The following is a 21,157-nucleotide window of genomic DNA, read 5'->3' on the forward strand; positions in this document are numbered from 1 at the left end:
TCGCACCGGCGGGGAAACCCCCCGGGCCGTGCTGGAGCACGTTCAGACGGTCACTCCTCGTCGTCCCGCGGGAGACGACGCGAGAGGCGGTCGAAGCGGGTCTGTGCCTGTCGCCGCCGGTGTCGCGTCGCGCGCCTGTCGTAGGTCGCGTCCCGCAACGTGCCGTCCTGGAGCGTGACGTCCACCACGGCGTCGGCCCGGCGGGCGACCCGGGGGAGGCAGTCGGCGTTGACGACCAGTTCGTGGAGGTCGCCGTTGACCTCGACTTCGAGCACCGCCAGGCCGTCCTCGATGCGGTCGACGACGGCGCGGTACTGCCCGTCGAGTCTCATCCGTACACCTCCGTGAGGACCGGCGTCCCCGTGTCCTCGGTCACGGTCACGGTGTCACCGTCGTTGTTCCAGACCGGGCGGCCGGCGTCCCAGTACAGCGCCGTCGCGGTGTCGGTCCCGTCGCCCGTGGACAGTCGCACCCGCTCGCCCGGGTCGAGCGTGACGCCGTCGGGGACAGTGTAGACGCTGCCGGCGGCGTCGCTGACGGTCCAGCCGGACAGGTCCAGCGGCGCTGTCCCCCGGTTCTCGAAGACGAGGTACTCGTCGTCGAGGTTGGTCCGGTCGTCACCCGCCGCGTCCGCGTGGACGGTGACCAGCGCAAGCGGCTCATCGGGCGGAGTCGGTCCGCCGTCGGCGGCCACCGTCCCCACTTCCGCCGTCTCCCTGACGGTCCCGTTGGCCGCGAAGATGACCGCGACGGGCTGCAGCGGCGCGGTCGACCCCGGCACGACCGGGTCGGCCTCGCGGAGTCTCGCCGGGTCGGTCGGCGCGGTCTGCTGGGTCGCGACGGTGATGCGCTGGCCGTCGCTGGTGAATCGAACCGTGCCGTGGGTCGCGGTCCAGTACGTGGGAATCGCGCGTGCTGCCAGCCGGTCGAGGACGGCCGCCGCCGGGTGGCCGTACGGCGACTCGTACGAACTGGAGACCGTGGCGGCGGCCGGGGCGACGGCGTCGAGGAAGACGCCGGAGGAACTGCTCGCGCTGCCGTGGTGGCCGGTCTTGAGGACGGTCGTCCGGAGCACGTCGCCGTAGGTCTCGACGAGGTCGGCCTCGCGCTGGCGGCCGGCGTCGCCGGTGAACAGGAACTCGGCCTGTCCGTGGACGAGTTCGAGGACGATGCTGTTCTCGTTGCGGTCCCGCCCCGCGACGTAGGGTTCGGGCGGCCCGAACACGTCGACGTCCGCGTCGGCGAAGTCTATCAGGTCGCCGGCGCGCGTCTCGTAGAGGGGGACGTCGTGGGCCTCGACGGCGTCGAGGTACCGCTCGTAGGTCCGCGTGCTCGCGGCGATGCCCGGGTCGTAGATGGCCCCGACTCCCTTCCCCTCGGTCTCGAAGGACTCGATGATGGCGGCGGTGCCGCCGATGTGGTCCGCGTCGGCGTGGGAGACGACGAGGTGGTCGATGCGGTCGATGCCGCGCTCGCGGAGGTACTGGCGGACGTACCTGCCATCGGTCGCGAAGTTGCCCGTGTCGACGAGCATGGTCTCCGTCGGGCCGACGACGAGGAGGCTCTCGGACTGGCCGACGTTGACGACGTGGACCTCCAGCGTGTCGGCCGCGGTCGCGGTCGCAGTCGCGGGTGACTCCGTCGTGTTCGACGCCAGACCGGCACAGCCGGACACGACGACCGTCGCGGTCAGACAGACGACCGCGAGCGTGCGGGGCAGTTTCACACTCCCCGTACGCCGAGCACGATAAAGACGATTCGCCCGGGGTGGTTGCGGGATACGTCCGGGTCGCCTGTCCGCGGGCGGCCGAAGCGACGCCCATCGCCCCGCACCGGTCGAATCAGAACCGCTCGTAGATGTCCCGCCGGAAGAGGTCGAGTTCGGCGACCGCACCGGGCGCGTCCTGTGCGACGGCCGTCGCGACGGCGTCGGCCACGTCGTCGGTCGAGAGCACGTCCCCGGAGTCGAGTCGGTCGGCGTTGCTCCGCTCCCGGACGTCGCGGCCGAAGTCCGTCGGGACGCCCGTGGGGTTCACCACCGAGACGGCCACGCCGTCGGGACCGACGCGGCCGGCCACGCTCTTTGCGAACCCACGGAGCCACCACTTCGTTGCGGCGTAGACGGGCGTCGACGTGCTGGGGTACTTCCCCTTGTAGCTGCCGACGAAGACGAGCGTCCCGCCCGTCTCCCGCAGCGGGTCGAGCACGGCCCGCGTCGTGTAGAACGCGCCGTCGACGTTCGTCGCGCGCACGCGGCGGTACTCCTCCAGTGGCATCTCCGACAGCGGGACGTTCCGGCGCTCGCCCGTGCCGGCGTTGACGACGGCGGCGTCGAGGCGGCCGAACCGCTCCAGCGTCGCGTCGACCAGCGCCGCCACCGCCTCGGCGTCTGTCACGTCCGTTGGGACGGCGTGGACGGTGACGCCGTGGTCGTCGGCGACCTCACCGGCGACCGCGTCGAGGTCGTCCCGGCTCCGGGCGGCGAGAACTACGTCGAAGCCGTCGTCGGCGAGTCGGTGGGCCGTCGCCGCGCCGATGCCGCGGCTGGCTCCGGTGACGAGCGCGACAGGGCGGTCGGCAGTCGATTCGTCGCCCCCGTCGGCCGTCATTGCGCGTCGGCGGTGAGCACCTGCTCGATGCGAGACGAGGCGGGGTCGTAGTCGGTCTCGCGAAGGCCGGCGACGGCGTCCTTGAACGCGACGTTGTAACTGGCCGGGCCGTGGAACTCCCCGAACTCGCCGTTCGCGGCGGCCTCCCCGGCCAGGCCGAAGGCGACGGTGCCGGCCAGCGCGGCCGCCTCGGTGTCCTCGATTGCACCCGCAAACGTCGCCAGCGTGGCTCCGAGCATACAGCCGGTGCCGACGACGGTCCCCATGTTGGGGTCGCCGGCCGTGACCTCGTAGGCCGCGTCGGCCGTCGCGACCACGTCCGTCTCGCCGGAGGCGACGACGACGGTGTCGTACTTCTGGGCGCAGGCGACGGCCGTCGTGGCGATGTCGCTGTACTCGCCGACGGACTCGACGCCGCGCACGTCGGCGGCCTCCCCGCCCAGCGCGGTCACCTCGCCGTAGTTGCCCTTGATGACCGCCACGTCCAGGTCCGCGGACAGCCGTTCTGCCACGCGGTCCCGGGTCGGCGTCGCGCCGACGCCGACGGGATCCAGCACGACCGGGATGCCCTTCTCGTTGGCCGCCTCGCCGGCGGTGACCATCGTGGCCTCGCCCTCCTCGCTGACGGTGCCCATGTTGAGCAGACAGGCCTGTGCGGCCATCACCATGTCGTCGACCTCGCGCTCGTCGTCGGACATCACCGGCAGGCCGCCCCAGTGGAGGATGACCTGGGCGACGTCGTTGACCGTGACGTTGTTCGTGACGGCGTTGACCAGCGGCGAGCCCTCGGCGACGGCGCTCAGGCTGCCCTCCAGGTCGACCGTCATGCCTGGCCCCCCGTCTCCGCGGCGGTCCCGTCGCGGCGGCGTTTACCCTCCGCGACGGCCTCCTTCAGCGCCCGCGTCGCCTCCCCGGGGTCGTCGGCCTGCGTAATCGCGGAGATGACGGCCACGCCGTCCGCGCCGGCAGCGACCACCTCTGGCGCGCGCTCGGGCGTGACGCCGCCGATGCCCACGAAGGGAATATCGACGGCGGCGGCGATGTCGGCGACGACGTCGAGGCCGATGGCCTGGTTGTCCTCGTCGACGTCCTTCGAACTGGTCGCGTAGACGGCTCCGACGCCCAGGTAGTCGGCCCCGGCGGCCTCGGCCGCCTCGGCGGCCTCGACCGTCGAGACCGAGCGACCGACGATGGCGTCCGCGCCCAGTTGCTCGCGGGCCACGTCGACCGGCAGGTCGTCGTCGCCGAGGTGGACGCCGTCGGCGTCGGCCGCCACCGCGACGTCGATGCGGTCGTTGATGACGAGCGGCACGCCAGCCTCGGCGGTCGGCTCCCGCAGCGCGCGGGCGACCGCAAGCTGCTCGCGCGCGTTGCGGTGTTTCTCGCGGACCTGTACCACGTCGACGCCGCCCGCCAGTGCAGCCTCGACGACTTCCTCCGTGCTCCGACCTGCGGAGAGGTCGCGCTGTGTCACCAGGTACGTATCAAAATTCGTAGTCATAGCGCTGACGACCTGTACACACCACGCGGTTTTACTACTGACGATTCTCCGGGCGGGTCGAGGAAGATGCCGTTTTTCGGCCTGCCTCGCCCGGTTTCACAGCCGTCGTGGCGTAGCGTCACACACTCCCGGGTGTGACCGGTCACCGGTCCGGTGCGCGGACGTTCAACCAATCTGTTATGTACCTCTCACACGTAATGGTGGTCGCACTATGCCAGACGTAGGCGACACCGCACCAGACTTCACCGCACCGCTCGCACACGGCGATGGCGACACAACAGAGTTCTCGCTCTCGGACGTCCTGGCCGACGAGGCCCCGGTCGTCCTGGCCTTCTTCCCCGGCGCGTTCACCCCGCCGTGCAAGCAGGAGATGGCGCAGTTCCAGAACGACATCGACCAGTATCGCGAACTGGGCGCGACGCTGTACGGCGTCAGCGTCGACAGCCCCTTCGCGCAGAACGCGTTCCGCGACGAGAACGGCTTCGAGTTCGGGATGGTAAGCGACACGAACAAGGAGATAATCGCGGACTACGACGTCTCCATCGACATGGCGGACATCGGCTACCACGGCCTGGCGAACCGCGCGGTGTTCGTCGTCGACGCCGACGGCGAAATCACCTACAAGTGGGTCGCCGACGAACCCGCCGACCAGCCCGACTTCGACGCCGTCGAGGAAGCGGTCGAGGCAGCGGCCTGACCGGACCCGAGCGCCCGTTTTTCGCGTCGAGTAACGCCGCTCCGACCACCGGCAGGCGCTGCTGGGGCCTCACGCGTAGGCGGGGAACTCCTCCCCGAAGACCAGAAAGAGTCCGGTCCCGAGCAGGCCGATTGCCGTGGCGACGGCGAAGGCGACGGTCGGGTCGAAGCCGTAGAGCAGTCCCCCGACGACGCCGCTGGGGATGACGACGGTGTTCCGGACGAGGTAGTACGTGCCCGTCACGCGCCCGCCGGTGTCCTGCTCGGCCGGGCCGACGATGAGCGCCTTGTGGGCCGGGAGGCCGGCGAAGCGAAGCCCCGAGAACGCGAAGATAGCGCCGACGACCAGCGGGTCCGGCGGCGCGGTGATGAGGACGACGGGGAAGACGGCGTAGACGACGAATCCGAGGCCGACGACGGGTTTCAGCCCCGTCCGCTCGGCGAGGCGGGCGACGGGGTACATCGAGAGCAGCGCCACCACCATCTCCACGGCCAGCAGGACGCCGAAGAAGGCGGCGGGGCCGAGCGCGATGCCGAACACGGTGGCCTCCAGTTGCCAGATGTCCGTGATGACGAAGATGACGAAGGCGTATATCATCCCGTTCCCGAAGCGCACGAGCGTGTCCCCGAGCAACAGCGGCTGGAGCGGGTCGGGCATCTCCCGGAGGTCACGGCGGATGCCGGCGATGCCTTCGAAGGATTTTCCGATGGTGTCGGCCGCGGAGTCGTAGAGGAAGTGCTGGACGACGGTGCCGGCGACGGCGAAGACGATGGCGACGGCGAGGATGGCCTGGAAGCCGACGACGAAGGAGGCGGTCACGGCCAACAGCGCGGTGGCGGCCAGCAGGCCGAGCAGGAAGCCGACCCGGCGGAACGTCTCGGTCGAGGCGAACCCGGCCGCGAGGTGCTGGGGCTCGGTACTCTGCTTGACGACGGCGAAGGTCGCGCCGAGGCCGAAGGACTTCCAGGCCTGCACCAGGAACAGGCCGACGAAAATCCAGACCCAGCCCGGAATCGTGACCGGCCCGAGGGAAAGTGAGAGGCCGGGCGCGACCAGCCAGAAGGCGAACCCGAGCGCGGAGACGAACCCGAAGACGGTCAGCGCGACGCGGGAGCCGACGCGGTCCGACACCGCCCCACCGGGGTAGGGGTAGACCGCGCCGATGAGGTCCCCGAGGCTCTTGTAGAGGCCGACAACGACCGGGCCGGCCCCGAGCACGCGCATGTACTCGGGGACGTAGCGGGTGGTCATCTGGAAGCCAAGCGAGAAGGCGAACATCGCGACGGAGAGCACCAGCACGTCCCGCGGCATGGCGACGAACTGGCGAAAAGAGTCCAGCGGGTCCGCGTCGCCCTCGGACTCCGCCGCGGTGGACTCGGCCATCGTCCGTTCCACGGCCGCCGCCGGCCTAAACGGTTCGCTGGCGGCGACCGCTTTCGGGTACCTCACCCCTGCCAAACGTAGTTGCGGGGAGCGCTCGGTAGTTCCCGGCGACTGCGGCGGAGTTTTCAGCGTCGGGTCGCAAGGTGCGGTCATGATAGACCTCCGCAGCGACACCGTCACGCGGCCCAGCGACGCGATGCGCGCGGCCGCCCGCGACGCCCCCGTCGGCGACGACGTCTACCGCGAAGACCCCTCCGTCGAGAAACTCCAGGAGCGAGCGGCCGACGTGCTCGGTACCGATGCTGCCCTGTTCGTTCCCTCCGGCACGATGGGCAACCAGGTCGCCGCCCGGACCCACACCGAGCGCGGCCAGGAACTGCTCTGCGAGCGCGAGAGTCACATCTACAAGTGGGAACTGGCCGGCCTCGCACAGCACGCGGGGGTCCAGCCCCGGACGATAGACGGCGGGGACCGCGGCGTCGTCACCCCCGAGCAGGTCCGCGCGGGCCACGTCGCGGCCGACGGTCACCGACCCGGTACCGGCCTGCTCGCGCTGGAGAACACCCACAACAGCAAGGGCGGCACGGCCATCGCGCCCGAAGCCATCGCCGCGGCGGCCGACGCGGCCCACGACCTGGGCGTCCCGGTTCACCTCGACGGCGCGCGCCTGTTCAACGCCGCCGTCGCCCACGACCGGCCAGCCGCCGACTTCGTCGCACCGGTGGACTCGGTGATGTGCTGTCTCTCGAAGGGCCTGGGCGCGCCCGTCGGTTCGATTCTGGCGGGCGAGACCGAGTTCGTCGAGGACGCCCGTCGCGTCCGGAAACTCATGGGCGGCGGGATGCGCCAGGCCGGCATCGTCGCCGCACCGGGCATCGAGGCGCTGGACAATCGCAAGCGACTCGCGGAGGACCACCGCCGCGCCGAGCGCCTGGCGGCGGGGCTGGACGACATCGAGGGGCTCTCGGTCCCCGACCCAGAGACGAACATCGTCATCGTGGAGACCGACCGACCAGCAGCGGCCGTCCTCGACGACTGCGAGGCGGAGGGCGTGCTGGGCGTCCCCTTCGACGAGCACGTGATTCGCTTCTGTACGCACTGGGATGTCGACGACGCGGACGTCGAGGAGGCGGTTGCGGCCGTCGAGCGCGCGGTGTGACCCGGACCGAACGGCTTAGGGTCGCCCGTCGTCTACGGTCGACCGGCAGAGGGAGCCCGGCCCCCGTGCCCCAGTCGGGGTATGAGGAAAGTCCCCCCACCGTCCGGGCGGGCGACCGGGCGCAAGCCCGGGGCGGGAGACCGCCGGCTCTGGAACAGAAACGAGACCACTCTCCGCGACCGATGAGGTGCGCGAACCCCGAGCGAGACGAAGCGAGGGGGAGTTAACCCACCGAGGGCGGCGTGCCGACCCGTGTCGGCACGTCACGCGGTGCGGCAGACGCCGCCCGCCATAACGTGCTGTCCCAGCACGCTGACCGGAGAGAACGGATGGAACGGCGAACCCTCGCCGGTGCAAGTCCGGACCGCATGGTAGCCCGGACACGGTTCGGACGCTCAGCCGAATGCCGGGTCGAACAGAAGGGGGCTTACTCCCCTCAGCCGCCACTTTCTCGCGAGCGCCGGCTATCCCTGCCGGCTTCGCCGACGCCACCGTCGCCTCCTGGCCAACGTTGAAGACGGGGCCAGTCCAATAGCGGAGCGTGGACAGAGAACGCCTGGAGTCGGAACTCGAAGCGGCCTTCGGCGGCGAGCCGGCGGTCCGTCGCGCCATCTCCCGGCAGGCCCAGGACCTCGTGGACTCGGGCCGCATCGCCGAGGACTTCGGGTACGACCTCACCGTCGAGACCATCCTCGACCACCTGGACGATGCACCCGACGACCGCTCGCTGGGCGAGCGCTGGAACTGGTGGGTCGGCTCGCTCGACCTCTCGAAGGGCGGCTACCAGCGCTTCCAGGTCCGCCTCGATATCGCGTAGGTAACCCCAAAAACGCCGTCTGCGGCGTCATAGGCCCCGGCAAGTGCTGCTTTTGCGGGAGAGGTTTTCTCCGCCGGTCCCCCCTCTCGGTGTATGACGACGCTCTCTCGTCGCCGGTTGCTCAAGAGTGCTGGCGCAGGTCTCGTCGGACTGACCGGTGGGCTGGCCGGGTGCAGCGGCAACGGCGGCACCGACGGCGGCAGCGGCTCCGCCCCCGACTCGCTCACGCTCGGGACGCTCAACGTCTTCCCGATGATGCAGTACTTCGTCATCGACCAGCAGGGCTGGTACGACGACCTCGGGCCGGACATCGAACTCAAAACCTTCGGCGGCGGCCCGCCGCTGGTCCAGGCCTACGCCTCTGGTTCGCTCGATTTCGCCTACGTGGGAATCAGCCCGGGCTTGGTCGCCATCGCCAACGGCGTCGCCTCAAAAGTGGTGGCGGCGAACGTCCTCGAACCGAACGTCATGGTCGGCGACAGCGAGTTCCGCTCGTACTGGACGGACCACGGCGCGGACGCCTTCGAGCAGTTCCGCCAGGACAAGGGCCGCAAACCGAAGTTCGCGACGCTACCGGCTGGCTCGACCCCCGACGTGTTCCTCCGCTTCTGGATTACGGAGGCGCTGGGGCTCTCGCTGGACGTGGTGGAAATCGTCGGGCAGAGTCCCAGCGCGCTCCAGTCGACGCTGGCGACGGGCAACGCCGACGCCGGCAGCGCCATCGAGCCGATTCCGACCCTGCTGCAGGAGAACCCGGACAGCGACATGCAGCCGTTCTCCTACGCGGGCGAGGTCATGCCCGGCCAGCCAGGGGCCGTCCTCCAGCCCTCCCAGGCACTGGTCGACGACAACCCCGACCTCGTGCAGGAACTGGTCGACATCCACGTCCGCGCGACGGAGTTCATCCACGAGAACCGCGCCGAGGCCGCCGAGATGGCGAGCGCGGTCATCGGCTCGGACGTCCTCTCGTCGTCGGTGGCCAGGACCGCTATCAACTCGCCGGCCTCGAACTTCATCTCGAACCCCCGCCGCATCGTCGACAAGTCGCTGGTCTACAACGACTTCCATCAGCAACTCGACTCCGTCGGCGAGGACCTCTCGGAGGGCGACATCTTCGACCACAGCTTCTACGACGAGGTGAGCGATGGCGGGTAGCGTCGAACCGGAAACGCTCGACGTCCCCGGCACCGGTAGCTTCCGCCTCGGCCAGCTCCGCAACCTCGCCCTCCAGACGGGGGCGCTCGTCGCCTTCGTCGCGCTGTGGTGGGGCGCGGCGCTTTTCACGCCGCAGACGCTGCTCCCACAGCCACCCGCCGTGCTGGAGGTGCTCGTCGCCGACGTCACGTCGGGACAGCTGTTCGAGCTGGTGGTCCAGAGCCTGCGTCACTACCTGCCCGGGCTGCTCGTCGGCTCCGCGCTGGGGATGGCCGTCGGCATCCTCGTCGGCTGGTCGTCGCTGGCCTCACAGACCGTCGGTACCGTCGCGGGGTTGCTCCGGCCGGTCCCGCCGCTGGCGTGGATCCCCTTCGCCATCATCTGGTTCGGCCTCAACGACAGCGGCGCGGCCTTCATCATCGCCATCGTCGCGTTCTGGATAAACTACTACAACGCTGAGAGCGGCGTCCGGAGCGTCGACGACCAGTTGCTCGAGGTCGGCCAGTCGCTGGGCACGAAGTCCGACCTCGGGCTCATCCGGCGCATCGTCCTGCCCTCGGCCACGCCGGAGCTTTTCACCGGCTTCCGGACCGCCGCGGGCCAGGCCTGGATGGTGATGGTCGCGGCCGAACTGCTGGGGGTGCCCGGCATCGGCAAGCACCTCTGGGACGCGGCCAACTTCCTCCAGATGCCGGTGGTCATCGCGTACATGCTCGTCATCGGCGTCCTCTTTCTCCTGTCGGACCGGCTCATCAAACTCGCGGAGACGTACACCCTCGCCTGGCGGTGACACCGATGACGACCAACTCATCACACGCGACCGACCGAACCCGCAGCATGGACACCGAAATCGCCGTCGACGGCGTTTCGAAGACCTACCGGAGCGAGCGCGGCCCCGTGCAGGCGCTGGCGGACGTAGACTTCGACGTCGGCCAGGGGGAGTTCGTCTCCATCGTCGGCCCCTCCGGCTGTGGCAAGTCCACGGCCTTCCGCATCGTCGCCGGACTGGAGGAGGCGACGGAGGGAGAGGTCCGCGTCGACGGCCGGCGGGTCACCGAACCGGGACCCGACCGCGGGATGGTGTTTCAGGACGACGCACTCTTTCCGTGGCGGACCGTCGCTGGCAACGTCGCCTACGGGCTGGAGGAGGTCGGCCCGCCGGAGGGGGCCACCGTCGACGAGCGCGTCGACTACTGCCTGGACCTCGTCGGCCTGGCCGAGAAGGCCGACGCCTACCCGAAGGAACTCTCCGGCGGGCAGCGCCAGCGCGTCGGCATCGCGCGGGCGCTCGCGGTCGACCCGCCGATTCTGCTGATGGACGAGCCCTTCGGCAGCGTCGACGCCCGCACGAAGACATCGCTGCACCGCGAACTGCTGGACATCTGGGCGGAGACCCGCAAGACCATCTGCTTCGTCACCCACGACATCGAGGAGGCGGTCTACCTCTCGGACCGCATCGTCGTCTTCTCGGCCGGCCCGGGGACGGTCCTCGACGAGATTCCGGTCCCGCTGGAGCGCCCCCGCGACCGCACGGGCGACGCCTTTACCGACATCAAAGCGGACGTTCTCGCCTACTTCGAGGACGAGGAGGACTGAGGCTCAGACCGACACCGTCTCGCCGAGTTCCGGTGCCGCCGCGTCGAACCCGTCCCCGCGCAGTTCCTCGGCGAACGCCCCGCAGCGGTCGCCGTGGTTGACGAGAATGGGGGTGTCCCGGTACTCGCCGAGGACGGCGAGCAGTCCGTCGCGGTCGGCGTGGGCGGAGAAGTCGTACTGCTCGACCTGCGCGCTGACCGGCATCCGCCGGCCGTCGATTTCTGCGCTACCGGTCTCCACCAGGTCCCGGCCGGGTGTCCCCTCGACCTGATAGCCGGTCAGCGCTATCTTGTTCGTCGGGTGCGTCCGGATTTCGGGGATGTAGGTCATCGCCGGGCCGCCGGAGAGCATCCCGCTCGTGGTGACGATGGCGGCGTTCTCGTTAGCGATGCGCTTGCGCTGGCCGTCCCGACCGTCGACGACGCGGGCGTGGGAGGCCGCCCGTTGCAGCGCGTCGGCGTCGCGGACGAACTCGGGGTACTGCCGGAGCATGTCGGTCACCCGGACGCCCATCCCGTCGACGTAGCAGGGGATGTCGTACGCCTCGCAGATGAGCAGCATCTCCTGGGTCCGGCCGATGGCGAAAGCGGGGACGACGACGGTGCCGCCCTCCCACAGCGTCGTCTTCACGCTCTCGGCGAACCGCCGCTCGACTTCCTCGCGGGGGTCGTGGTCCACGTCGGAGTAGGTGCTCTCGGTGACCAGGACGTCGGCGTCGGGACGGGCGGTGGTCCCGGCCATCAGCCGCTGATTGTCGGTGTGGTAGTCGCCGGTATAGAGCAGGCGCGTCTCCCCGTCGCTGACGAGGACGTGCGCGCTCCCCGGGATGTGGCCGGCGTCGAAGAACGTGACCTCGTGGCCGGCCGCCTCGAAGGTCTCCCCGAAGCCGTGAGTCCGGGAGACCTGGGTGACCCGGCGGAGTTCCTCCTCGGTGAACGGACAGCCGTAGGTCCCGCCGTGGAGCTTCAGGGTGTCGCGGGCGAGCGTCAGCGCGAGGTCCCGCGTCGGCGGCGTCCAGTGAATCGGCGGCCGGCGGTCGCCGGCAAGCAGCGCGGGAATCGCGCCGACGTGGTCGAGGTGGCCGTGGGAGACGACGACGGCGTCGGGCGCTACCGACGGGCCGCCGCCCCGCGAGAAGCCGAGCGGGAACTGCGGCGGGTTCCCGGTCAGGGTACCGTAGTCCAGCAGCAGGGAGTCGTTGACGAGGATGGCACTCCGGCCCACCTCGCCAGCGCCGCCGAGAAACCGCAGGTCCATTGCCCGAGGCTAGCCGCTGGCGTCGTTTCACGGCGTCGGTTTCGCCTCGCCCGCTGTCTTGCGACGGCCGCCGCTTCCGGCGGATGTCGCCGGGTGACCAACCGTTTCACGCCCGCGGGCCGACGCTTCGCCGGAGGCTCACCAGTGGACGAGGACACCATCGCGACGTATCTGGACCGCTACGCGGAGACACAGGGCGTGTTGCCCGAGCGCCTCGACGACTTCGGCGACCGGTACCGCGACCAGGGCCACCTCACCCGCGAGCAACTCTACGACATCGCCTACGAGTCCTCGACGCGCAGCGCCTACCACGTCGAGTCGAACCCGGAAGCGCGGTGTCGCGAGGTGACCGCGAACGTCCTCGCGGTCGACGGCGACTTCTCGAAGATTCACTTGCTCTCCGGACTGTCGGGGTTCAAGGCCCCGACCGCATCCTGCGTCCTGACCGCCCTGGACCCGACCCGCCACGCCGTCGTCGACACGCGGGTGTGGGCGACGCTGGAGCGCTTCGACTACCTCGACGGCCGCAAGGAGTCCTTCGACGCCGCCGACTACGTGGCGATGATGGGCCCCATCAGGGACATCGCGGCTGACACCGACTTCACCACTGCCGAGGTCGGCTACGCGCTGTTCGCCTACGACGTCGAGCACCGCGAGGGCCGACTCCACTGACCGGCCACGCGTATTATCCGCCTGGCTAACGTACTGGGGGTTATGACCGCCGGGACCTCGCTTCTGCCACCCGACACCGCCGTCGGCAGGGTCGCCCTCCGGGTCGACGACCTCGACCGCCTGGTCGACTTCTACACCTCCGTCGTCGGCCTCGCCGTCCTGGCGCGGACCGACGACCAGGCCACGCTGGGGGCGGGCGGTCGGCCGCTGCTGGAACTGGTGCGCGGGCCCGACGCCCACCCCCGGTCGCGCGAGGAAGCGGGGCTGTTCCACACCGCCTTTCGCGTCCCCGACCGGGCCGCTCTCGGGGCGGCGCTCTCCCGGGTCGAGACGTCCTGGCAACTCACCGGTGCGTCGGACCACCGCGTCAGCGAGGCGCTGTACCTCTGGGACCCGGAGGACAACGGCATCGAGATATACCGCGACTTCCCACGCGAGGAGTGGCCCACCGCCGACGGGCGCGTCGGGATGGACACGCTCCCGCTGGAACGCGACGCCCTCCGCGCCGAGTCCAGCGGCGACGACGCACTGCCCGACGGGGCCGACGTCGGCCACGTCCACCTGGAGGTGACGGACCTCGACGCGGCCAGGGCGTTCTACGAGGACACGCTGGGGCTGGGCGTGCGCGCGGAGTGGACTGGCGCGGCCTTCCTCGCGGCGGGGGACTACCACCACCACGTCGGACTGAACGTCTGGAGCGGCCGCACCGCCCCCGCCGCCGGCCGGGGTCTCGACTGGTTCGAACTGGTGGTGCCGGCGGACGCACTCGCCGCCGTCCGCGACCGCGTTGCCGAGGCTGGCATCGCGGTCACCGAGACCGCCGAGGGCATCCTCGTCCGCGACCCCGACCGGCTCGCCGTCCGCATCTCTGTGGGCGAGTGACCTGCCCCGGGTGCCCCCGCTACGCTGGGGCACACAGTTTATACTGGTCAGCGAGGCGAATACCCCGACCCACCGTGGTCGGGGATGAAGCCGACAATCTGCAAAAAAACATTAAGTAGACACACTACAAATCAGCAGACAGCGATGGAATACAGTCACCGCTACCGCGCTTACCCGACAGACGAGGTAGCGGAGCGACTGGAACACCATCTCGACATTCATCGCCAACTCTACAACCACGTCCGATGGGACTACGAAAACAGTCCTGAAGACGACAAACCGTCTGAGTACGACCAGAACAACAAACTCCCCGAGTGGAAGCGCAGGTGGCTGGTGTTCGGTGACCTGCACTCGAAAGCCGCACAAGCCACCGTCGCCCGCTTCCACCACAACCTCACCGTTCTGAGCGAACTCAAAGAGAACGGGTACGATGTTGGTCGGCTCAAACGGCAAGCACCCAGCGAGTACCGAAGCGTGACGTACAATCAGTCTGGTTTCGACCTCGATGAAAAGCGGGGTCCACACCAGCGACGGCAAGACCGTGGATTGGCTCAACCTCGAAGACGAGTACGAGCGTCTTCGACGCGAGCAACGCAAACTCTCGCGGAAAGAACACGGTAGTCGGAACTACGAGAGACAACGCCAGACGGTCGCCAAAGTGAAGCGCCGGATTCGTCGCAAAGTGCTAGACTATCAGCACAAACTCACGACGTGGCTCGTCAAGACGTATGACGCCGTGTTCGTGGAAGACCTCAACGTTCAGGGGATGCTTCAGGGCGACGGCAACGCTCGGAACAAGCAGGATGCGGCGTGGCGACAATTCATTCAACTTCTCGAATACAAGGGCGACCTGTACGGCACGCACGTCGTGCAGATCGAAGCCGGGGGGACGACGAAGGAGTGCGCCCGGTGTGGTGTGGAAACCGCGAAACCCATCTGGGTCAGGGAACACTCCTGCCCGGCGTGTGGGTTCGAGACGGATCGGGATGCGAACGCGGCGATGAACGTCCTCCGACGCGGCTTTGCTGAACTAGGGTTGGGATGGCCCGAAGACACGCCTGTGGAGACTGTGACCGCTACGGACACCACTGATTTCCAGCGCGTGTCTGCACGTCACGTCATCGAAACAGGAAGCCTGCCCTCGTGAGAGGGGGATTCCCCGCGCCACCGTGCGCGGGGTAACATTCAAACTGCAGTGACGTGTCTGTCCTCAATATGCTTCCGCCGGGGCGACTGAAGCAACTCGTCCTGTTCGTGGGGCTGTATCTCCTGTTGTCGCTGCCGCCCTATGCGGCGCTGAACCCCGACGTCGTCACCGGCGTCGTCCGCCGGTCGCTCCCGCCGGGGCCGTTCGTCGCCGCCCTGCTGGTCGGGGCCGCAGCCGTGGTCGGAGCCGGTCTCGTCCGCGGGTCCGCCGGCGTCGAGCGCTACGTCCGGTTTCTCCTCTCGCCGACCGACTGGCTGTCCGTGCTGGTCGCGCTCTCGTTCGTGCTGGCCGCGGTGTCGTGGTGGGCGGTTCCGGAACTGGTCCTGCGCTACGTCGGGCGCGTGGACCTCGGCGTCCTCTACTTCCTCGTCTTTCTCGCGCACTCGCCGATGCTGCTGTTCCTGTCGCTGTTGACCGCTGCCGGGTTTACGCAGGGTGAGTGATACTGTCGGCTCCACTCCCCCGCAGCATTTCGGCACCACGGGTACCGCATCTCTCTCCGACGGCATAGCAAACAGTATGGAGGGTGTGGCACACCGGTTCCCATGCCCGTTCTTCGCTCTTCCTATCCGTTCAATACAGAGTACCTTTTTCCCGGTCGGGTTTCCTCGCTCGCTTCGCGCGCACGGCTTCGCCGTTCGCGCATCCGAGACGCTCCCGCTGGTCGCGTCTCGCGCTCGCTGCGGGAACCACTCCCGGCAAAAATCTACGCTAAAAAGGCTGAACGCTCGGCTCCGGCTCGCGTTCAGTGAACCGCCTCGCTTCGCTCGGCGGATGCTTGTCGGACTGCAGACCGCTCAATTAGCTGGCTGACTGACCGGCCAATACCGAGGAGGCGTTACGAAGCATCGACGAAGAATGAGAAACGACTTTGCAGGATGGGGAGTAGCGCGGGATATGGCCGATAGTGCCCTCCAGCATCAGTTACAACGAATCCAGTTGCTGTTGGTGTTAGCCGTGAGCCTCCTTAGCGGGGTAGTCTTCGGGAGAGACCCCGGTGGTGAAGTGGTTTTAGCCATTTTGAGTTTTGCTGGTCTCAGTCTGGTACTACTGGCGATTGTAGCTTTACAGGCTCCCGTCTCGGAGTAGACAACCTGTCGGCACATACGCACGCTCACTGCGCAGGTGATGCACTCAACGGAACCCGAATCAACTACTCGACGGAACTCGAATCAACTACCTCCTGAGCTGTTCTCTGACGACCCCAACAGTACGAGCTACAGCAGGCGGTCGACCATCCCGGCGACGTAGGTCAGTTCGTCCTCGTTGACGCCGTGGCCCATGCCCTCGTAGATGCGCTTCTCCACCTCGGCACCCAGGCGCTCGAACACCTCCGCGGTCACGTCGACGCGCTCGACGGGGATGTGCGGGTCGACGTCGCTACAGCCCAGGAACGCCGGCGTGCCGTCGAGGTCGCCCTCGTAGTCGTCGGGGTCGACCGTCTCGCCGATGAGGCCGCCGGAGAAGGCGACGACGCCGCCGTACCGGCGCGGGTTGCGCGCGACGAACTCGCTGGCGAGACAGGCCCCCTGTGAGAAGCCGAGCACGACTACCTTCTCCGCCGGAATCCCCGCGTCGGTCGCCGTCGCGACGGCGTCGCCGACGGCCTGCAGCCCCGACGAGCGGCCGGGTTCGTTCCGCTCGACGGGTTCGAGGAAGGAGTGGGGGTACCAGGTGTTGCGCGCGGCCTGGGGGGCGAGCATGGCGACGCCGTCCCGGCCGAGGCGCTGCATCGAGGTGACGATGCTCTGTGCCGTCGCGCCGCGGCCGTGGACGAGCACCAGCGCCACGTCGGCCTCGTCGACTGGTGGGCCGACCGTGACCACCGGCTGGTCCTGGTGTGGGCCTGTCATGGGTGAGGGGTCTCCATGGCCACTCTCAGGTCCGCCACGGGGATGAGTGTCCCGCTGGTGGACGGACCCCGCGGTCTCGGGAATCGCGGCGCTGTCCGCGGACTCTCACGACGCAGGAGCTTCCGTCGTGTTACCTGGTTCGGATACGAACCTTCTTGGGGGCCAGGGCCGAACGGAGGGTAATGGCAATCGAGGAACGCCGTTCGCAGTCCGAGCAGGACGGTCCGTGTTCGGTCATCGACTCGCTGGAACAGATCGGTTCGAAGTGGCGACTCGTCGTGCTCCACGACCTCCAGGAGGGCGAGAAGCGGTTCAACGAACTCAAGACGTCCACCTCGGCCAGTTCGCGGACGCTCTCGCGCGTGCTCGACGACCTCCAGGAGATGGACTTCGTCGAGCGGCGGATGGAGGAGGACGCCCCGGTGGCGACCTACTACTCGCTGACGGCGAAGGGCCGGTCGCTGTGTCCGGTCTTCGATGCCATCGAGTCCTGGGCCGACGAGTGGGTCGAGGTTTCGGACCCCGCCGACGACTGATGGAGGGTGGATTCGAGGCGGTGTCCGTCGGCGACGGCTTCACCACCCGCGGGCGCACGGTCACCGAGGCGGACGTCGTGAACTTCGCGGGCGTCAGCGGCGACTTCAACCACCTGCACACCGACGCCGAGGTGATGGCCGACTCCCCCTTCGGCGAGCGCATCGTCCACGGCGCGCTGGTCTTTTCGGTGCTGACGGGACTGGTCTGGCAGTCCCGCAGCGACGCCGCCCGCGAGCACGTCGTCGCCTTCTACGGCATCGACCGCATGCGCTTCGTCCAGCCACTCTTTATCGGCGAGACGATACACGGCGACGTGGAGGTCGTCGACAAGGAGCCGACCGACCACCCCAAAGCTACCGGCGTCGTCCGCCAGGAGGTCGCCGCCGTCAACCAGGACGACGAGACGGTCCTGTCCTGTGAGTTCCTGCTGCTGGTCGAGTGAGTCACAGCCCCAGCAGGTCCCGGGCCTGTTTCGGCGTGGCGACCGGCCGCCCCAGCGTCTCCGCGACGTCGACGACCCGCTCGACCAGTTGCGCGTTGCTCTCGGCCAGTTCGCCCCGCCGGTAGTAGACGTTGTCCTCCAGGCCGACGCGGACGTGCCCGCCGAACAGGAGTCCCAGCGTCGCGAAGGGAAGCTGGTGGCGGCCGAATCCCAGCGTGTTGAACAGCGCGCCGTCGGGGAGGTTGTCGATGGCGTTGATGAAGTTCCGCGGGCGGGGTCGCGTCAGCGTTCCGGGGCCGAAGATGAGCGTCGCGTAGACGGGGTCGGCTACCGCCCGGCGCTCCAGCAGGCCGTGGACCTCGTTCAGGTGGCCGTCGTTGAACACCTCCAGTTCGGGTTTGATGCCGCGGTCGACCATCTCCGCGTGCAGCGAGTCGACCAGCCCGCGGGTGTTCTCGCTGGTGAGGTGGTCGTAGCGGTTGAGCGGTCCCATGTCGAGCGACGCCATCTCCGGCGGCGGGTCCGTCCGCAGCGGCCGGTGGCGCAGGTCGTCGGGCGCGCCGGTCCCGCCCGTCGAGTGCTGAATCACGATGTCGTCGGCGTGGCGGCGCACCGCGTCGTCTATCTCCTGGAAGCGCTCGGTCGAGAACTCGCGCTCGCCGTTCGGCCGGCGGGCGTGGAGGTGGACGACGGCCGCTCCCGCGTCCTCGGCGGCGGCCGCGGCCCGGCCGATTTCTTCCGGGGTCTCCGGAATCGCCGGGTTGGCTTCCTTCCCGTGGACGCCGCCGGTCAGCGCCGCCGTGACGATGGCCGGTTCGCCGGCCAGGAAGTCGTCGTAGGTCATGGTTCCCCCTCGCCGGCCGCGTCGCTCCCGGTCGTCCCACGGTGCTCGCGGTAGATTTCGCAGTCCGTCGCGTGGTCCAGCTCGTAGCGGTCGTTGCAGACGTCCGCCCGCATCGGCTGGACGAACTCGGCGGCGGCGGTGCAGTAGGCCCGCTCGCCGTCGAACGCGTGCCCGTCGCCGGCCGCGCGGTACTCCAGGTAGGGGCAGGTCACGTTCCGGTTTGGGCGCGTGTCGAGTTAACGATTCCTCGCGGTGACATCGACGTCACCTGGTGACGCCGGCGTCGGCGAACAGTCACGTTCGTCCGGCCCCTACATATCTGCATGTCACCACAGACACCTGGGCTGCACCACGTGACGGCCATCGTGGGCGACCCCCAGCGCAACGCGGACTTCTACGTCGGCACGCTCGGCCTGCGGATGGTCAAGCGGACGGTCAACCACGACGACACCGGCACCTACCACTTCTACTTCGGCGACGGCGAGGGCACGCCCGGGACGAACATCACCTTCTTCCCCTGGGGCGAGGCGGGCCGCCGCGGCGAGTTCGGCGCGGGCCAGACGCGTACCACCGCCTATCTCGTCCCCGAGGACTCCGTCGACTACTGGGCCGACCGGCTAGAGGCTGCGGGCGTCGAGTACGAGCGCGAACAGCGCTTCGCGGAGACGGTCCTCCGCTTTTCGGACCCCGACGGCATCGAACTCGAACTGGTCGCGGCCGACGCCGACAGCGACGCGGTCCCCTGGCGAGACAGCCCCGTCCCCGAAGCGCACCAGCTCCGGGGCTTCTACGGCGTGACGCTCGCGGTGGGCGACGTTGGCCCGACCGAGGAGATTCTGACCGACGTGCTCGGCTACGAACGCGCAGACGAGGCCGACGGCCGCCTGCGCTACCGGAGCGCGACCGGCGGCCCCGGCTCAGTCGTGGACCTCGTCGAGACCGACCTCGGCCGCGGACGGATGGGCGTCGGGACGGTCCACCACGTCGCCTTCGAGGCCGCCGATGTCGACGAACAGGAGCAGTGGCGCGAGGCCTACGCCGCGGCGGGGGTAGAGCCCACGCCGGTCATCGACCGGACGTACTTCCGGTCCATCTACACCCGCGAACCCGGCGGCATCCTCTTCGAGATGGCGACGCCCGAACCCGGCTTCACCGCCGACGAGGACCTTGCCGACCTCGGGTCGCGGCTCGTGCTGCCGGAGCGCCTGGAACCCGACCGCGAGCGCATCGAGTCACGGCTCCCCGACTTCGACGGGCCGCCGGCGGGCGGCGACTGAGCGATGCCCGCCGACCCGACCGACGCGCGCGTCACCGACCCCTTCCGCTTCGACTACGAGTCGCCCGTCCTGCGCTGCGGCCGGGACAGCGCCGCCGGCCTCGCCGACGAACTCGCCGCGCACGGCCTGGAGCGAGCGCTCGTCGTCACCGGGCGGACCGTCGGCACGACGGCAGATGTCGTCAATCCCGTCCGCGAGGGGCTGGGCGACCGCCTCGCGGCCGTCTTCGCCGAGACGACGCCGGAGAAGCGACTCGCGACCGCTGCGGCCGGCGTCGCGGCGCTCCGGGACGTCGACGCAGACTGCATCGTCGCCCTCGGCGGCGGCAGCAGCCTCGACGTCGCCAAACAGGTGAGCGTCCTCGCCGCGCGCGTCCGGGCGGCCGAAGCCGACGGCGAGGCGGTCGAGGAGGTCATCGCCGCTGCTGGCCGTGAGTTCCAGGAGACTGGGACGCTGGCCGTCCCGGACGAGGGGCTGGTCCCCATCGTCGCCGTCCCGACGACGCTTGCGGGCGCGGACGTCTCTCACGTGGCGGGCATGACCGCGACGCCCGATAACGGGCTGGTGACAGAGCCCACCAGCGGCGGCATCGCCGATTCGGGTCTGATGCCGGTCGCCGTCGTGGCTGACCCCACCCTCGTGGCGACGACGCCCGACCGCGTGCTGGCGGCGTCGGCGATGAACGGCTTCGACAAGGGCATCGAGACGCTGTACGCCGCCACCGCCACGCCCGTCACCGACGCCACGGCGATGCGCGGGCTGTCGCTGTTTCGCGAGGGGCTGCTCGCCTTCGGTGCGGGCGAGCGCGACGACTGGGTGTTCGACGCGCTCGTCCGTGGCTGTACGCTCGTCCAGTACGGCATCTCCCGGCCCGACGAGGGGACGCTGTCGGTCATTCACGCCTTCGGCCACGGGCTGACCCGGACCTACGACGTCCAGCAGGGCGCGGCCCACGCTGTCGTCGCGCCCCACGTCCTGCGGTACCTCTTCGAGCAGTGCGACGCCCGCCGGGACCTGCTCGCGCGGGCCTTCGACGTCGCGGACGCCGAGGACGCCGCTTCGGCCGTCGTCGACGCCGTCGCCGAGGTCCGGGACGCGCTCGACCTGCCGACGCGGCTCCGCGACGTGGACGGCCCCGAGCGCTCGGCGTTCCCGGCCGTCGCAGAGCACGTCCTCGCGGACAGTTTCATGTCGAACGCGCCGCCCGGCCTCGACCCGACCCCCGCGGACATCGAGGACGTCCTGGCGGCGGCCTGGTAAGCGGCGGGC

23 protein-coding genes, 1 other RNA gene and 1 pseudogene are annotated in these 21,157 nt (G+C 69.3%); 15 read left to right on the forward strand and 10 right to left on the reverse strand.

Translation table 11 applies throughout. The features are described 5' to 3' along the window. Window positions 1-50 precede the first annotated feature (50 nt). The 5 genes from WDJ57_RS12785 to thiE all read right to left on the reverse strand — a co-directional run bounded on the left by WDJ57_RS12785 (window position 51) and on the right by thiE (window position 4,110). A complete protein-coding gene (locus WDJ57_RS12785; protein ID WP_338901202.1) occupies window positions 51-332 on the reverse strand; it encodes a DUF3006 family protein in 282 nt (93 codons plus the stop codon). Next, complete coding sequence (locus WDJ57_RS12790) at window positions 329-1,726, reverse strand: MBL fold metallo-hydrolase (protein WP_338901203.1); 1,398 nt, start codon at window positions 1,724-1,726, stop codon at window positions 329-331. Before WDJ57_RS12790 ends, WDJ57_RS12785 begins: the two co-directional genes overlap by 4 nt. A 115-nt stretch (window positions 1,727-1,841) precedes the next feature. Beyond that, on the reverse strand, window positions 1,842-2,609 hold the full coding sequence (locus WDJ57_RS12795) for an SDR family oxidoreductase (RefSeq protein WP_338901204.1): 768 nt from the start codon (window positions 2,607-2,609) through the stop codon (window positions 1,842-1,844). Then, window positions 2,606-3,436, reverse strand: a complete 831-nt coding sequence (gene thiM / locus WDJ57_RS12800; RefSeq protein ID WP_338901205.1) for a hydroxyethylthiazole kinase — start codon at window positions 3,434-3,436, stop codon at window positions 2,606-2,608. The genes WDJ57_RS12795 and thiM overlap by 4 nt, the downstream gene beginning before the upstream one ends. Next, window positions 3,433-4,110 carry a thiamine phosphate synthase gene (thiE, locus tag WDJ57_RS12805; protein WP_338901206.1) on the reverse strand — a complete coding sequence of 226 codons (678 nt, stop codon included), beginning with the start codon at window positions 4,108-4,110 and terminating at the stop codon, window positions 3,433-3,435. Before thiE ends, thiM begins: the two co-directional genes overlap by 4 nt. Window positions 4,111-4,321: 211 nt before the next feature. Between thiE and WDJ57_RS12810 the strand changes: the two genes are divergently transcribed. Further along, complete coding sequence (locus tag WDJ57_RS12810; protein ID WP_338901207.1) at window positions 4,322-4,807, forward strand: redoxin domain-containing protein; 486 nt, start codon at window positions 4,322-4,324, stop codon at window positions 4,805-4,807. A 69-nt stretch (window positions 4,808-4,876) separates the two neighbouring features. On the opposite strand, the gene WDJ57_RS12815 is transcribed toward WDJ57_RS12810, so the two are convergent. Continuing rightward, window positions 4,877-6,190 (reverse strand): MFS transporter, encoded by a 1,314-nt coding sequence (locus tag WDJ57_RS12815; protein WP_338901208.1) that lies wholly within the window; start codon window positions 6,188-6,190, stop codon window positions 4,877-4,879. Window positions 6,191-6,341: 151 nt separating this feature from the next. Between WDJ57_RS12815 and WDJ57_RS12820 the strand changes: the two genes are divergently transcribed. The 6 genes from WDJ57_RS12820 to WDJ57_RS12845 all read left to right on the forward strand — a co-directional run bounded on the left by WDJ57_RS12820 (window position 6,342) and on the right by WDJ57_RS12845 (window position 10,917). Beyond that, a complete protein-coding gene (locus tag WDJ57_RS12820; RefSeq protein ID WP_338901209.1) occupies window positions 6,342-7,349 on the forward strand; it encodes a threonine aldolase family protein in 1,008 nt (335 codons plus the stop codon). 44 nt (window positions 7,350-7,393) lie between these two features. After that, an RNA gene (gene rnpB / locus WDJ57_RS12825) (RNase P RNA component) lies at window positions 7,394-7,791 on the forward strand. Window positions 7,792-7,890: 99 nt separating this feature from the next. Next, window positions 7,891-8,166, forward strand: a complete 276-nt coding sequence (locus tag WDJ57_RS12830) for a hypothetical protein (RefSeq protein ID WP_338901210.1) — start codon at window positions 7,891-7,893, stop codon at window positions 8,164-8,166. Between the two features lie 93 nt (window positions 8,167-8,259). Next, window positions 8,260-9,321 (forward strand): ABC transporter substrate-binding protein, encoded by a 1,062-nt coding sequence (locus WDJ57_RS12835; protein WP_338901211.1) that lies wholly within the window; start codon window positions 8,260-8,262, stop codon window positions 9,319-9,321. Then, window positions 9,311-10,111, forward strand: a complete 801-nt coding sequence (locus WDJ57_RS12840) for an ABC transporter permease (protein ID WP_338901212.1) — start codon at window positions 9,311-9,313, stop codon at window positions 10,109-10,111. The genes WDJ57_RS12835 and WDJ57_RS12840 overlap by 11 nt, the downstream gene beginning before the upstream one ends. A gap of 5 nt (window positions 10,112-10,116) precedes the next feature. After that, on the forward strand, window positions 10,117-10,917 hold the full coding sequence (locus WDJ57_RS12845) for an ABC transporter ATP-binding protein (RefSeq protein ID WP_338901213.1): 801 nt from the start codon (window positions 10,117-10,119) through the stop codon (window positions 10,915-10,917). A gap of 3 nt (window positions 10,918-10,920) precedes the next feature. On the opposite strand, the gene WDJ57_RS12850 is transcribed toward WDJ57_RS12845, so the two are convergent. Further along, window positions 10,921-12,174 carry an MBL fold metallo-hydrolase gene (locus tag WDJ57_RS12850; RefSeq protein WP_338901214.1) on the reverse strand — a complete coding sequence of 418 codons (1,254 nt, stop codon included), beginning with the start codon at window positions 12,172-12,174 and terminating at the stop codon, window positions 10,921-10,923. Between the two features lie 144 nt (window positions 12,175-12,318). On the opposite strand from WDJ57_RS12850, the gene WDJ57_RS12855 reads away from it, so the two are divergent. The 4 genes and pseudogenes from WDJ57_RS12855 (at window position 12,319) to WDJ57_RS12870 (ending at window position 15,378) form a co-directional block, all read left to right on the forward strand. Next, window positions 12,319-12,846 (forward strand): hypothetical protein, encoded by a 528-nt coding sequence (locus WDJ57_RS12855; protein ID WP_338901215.1) that lies wholly within the window; start codon window positions 12,319-12,321, stop codon window positions 12,844-12,846. A 42-nt stretch (window positions 12,847-12,888) separates the two neighbouring features. Then, window positions 12,889-13,728, forward strand: coding sequence for a VOC family protein (locus WDJ57_RS12860; protein WP_338901216.1), 840 nt, complete (start codon window positions 12,889-12,891; stop codon window positions 13,726-13,728). A gap of 144 nt (window positions 13,729-13,872) precedes the next feature. Beyond that, window positions 13,873-14,875, forward strand: a pseudogene (locus WDJ57_RS12865) (RNA-guided endonuclease InsQ/TnpB family protein). A 68-nt stretch (window positions 14,876-14,943) separates the two neighbouring features. Then, on the forward strand, window positions 14,944-15,378 hold the full coding sequence (locus tag WDJ57_RS12870) for a hypothetical protein (RefSeq protein WP_338901217.1): 435 nt from the start codon (window positions 14,944-14,946) through the stop codon (window positions 15,376-15,378). A gap of 774 nt (window positions 15,379-16,152) precedes the next feature. Here the strand turns inward: WDJ57_RS12870 and WDJ57_RS12875 are convergent. Further along, window positions 16,153-16,788: an alpha/beta hydrolase gene (locus WDJ57_RS12875; RefSeq protein WP_338901218.1), complete on the reverse strand. Its 636-nt coding sequence runs from the start codon at window positions 16,786-16,788 to the stop codon at window positions 16,153-16,155. Between the two features lie 182 nt (window positions 16,789-16,970). On the opposite strand from WDJ57_RS12875, the gene WDJ57_RS12880 reads away from it, so the two are divergent. Both WDJ57_RS12880 and WDJ57_RS12885 read left to right on the forward strand, forming a co-directional pair. Continuing rightward, window positions 16,971-17,324, forward strand: a complete 354-nt coding sequence (locus WDJ57_RS12880; protein ID WP_338901219.1) for a winged helix-turn-helix transcriptional regulator — start codon at window positions 16,971-16,973, stop codon at window positions 17,322-17,324. Beyond that, window positions 17,324-17,767, forward strand: coding sequence for a MaoC/PaaZ C-terminal domain-containing protein (locus WDJ57_RS12885; protein ID WP_338901220.1), 444 nt, complete (start codon window positions 17,324-17,326; stop codon window positions 17,765-17,767). Before WDJ57_RS12880 ends, WDJ57_RS12885 begins: the two co-directional genes overlap by 1 nt. Window position 17,768: 1 nt before the next feature. Here WDJ57_RS12885 and WDJ57_RS12890 read toward each other — a convergent pair whose 3' ends face one another. Both WDJ57_RS12890 and WDJ57_RS12895 read right to left on the reverse strand, forming a co-directional pair. Beyond that, window positions 17,769-18,611 (reverse strand): 3-keto-5-aminohexanoate cleavage protein, encoded by an 843-nt coding sequence (locus tag WDJ57_RS12890; protein ID WP_338901221.1) that lies wholly within the window; start codon window positions 18,609-18,611, stop codon window positions 17,769-17,771. Then, complete coding sequence (locus WDJ57_RS12895) at window positions 18,608-18,823, reverse strand: hypothetical protein (RefSeq protein ID WP_338901222.1); 216 nt, start codon at window positions 18,821-18,823, stop codon at window positions 18,608-18,610. The genes WDJ57_RS12890 and WDJ57_RS12895 overlap by 4 nt, the downstream gene beginning before the upstream one ends. Before the next feature lie 111 nt (window positions 18,824-18,934). Between WDJ57_RS12895 and WDJ57_RS12900 the strand changes: the two genes are divergently transcribed. Both WDJ57_RS12900 and WDJ57_RS12905 read left to right on the forward strand, forming a co-directional pair. Continuing rightward, a complete protein-coding gene (locus WDJ57_RS12900; RefSeq protein ID WP_338901223.1) occupies window positions 18,935-19,888 on the forward strand; it encodes a ring-cleaving dioxygenase in 954 nt (317 codons plus the stop codon). 3 nt (window positions 19,889-19,891) lie between these two features. After that, a complete protein-coding gene (locus WDJ57_RS12905; protein WP_338901224.1) occupies window positions 19,892-21,148 on the forward strand; it encodes an iron-containing alcohol dehydrogenase family protein in 1,257 nt (418 codons plus the stop codon). Window positions 21,149-21,157 lie beyond the last annotated feature (9 nt).

The organism is Salinibaculum sp. SYNS191 (genome assembly GCF_037338445.1).
Taxonomy (GTDB): domain Archaea; phylum Halobacteriota; class Halobacteria; order Halobacteriales; family Haloarculaceae; genus Salinibaculum; species Salinibaculum marinum.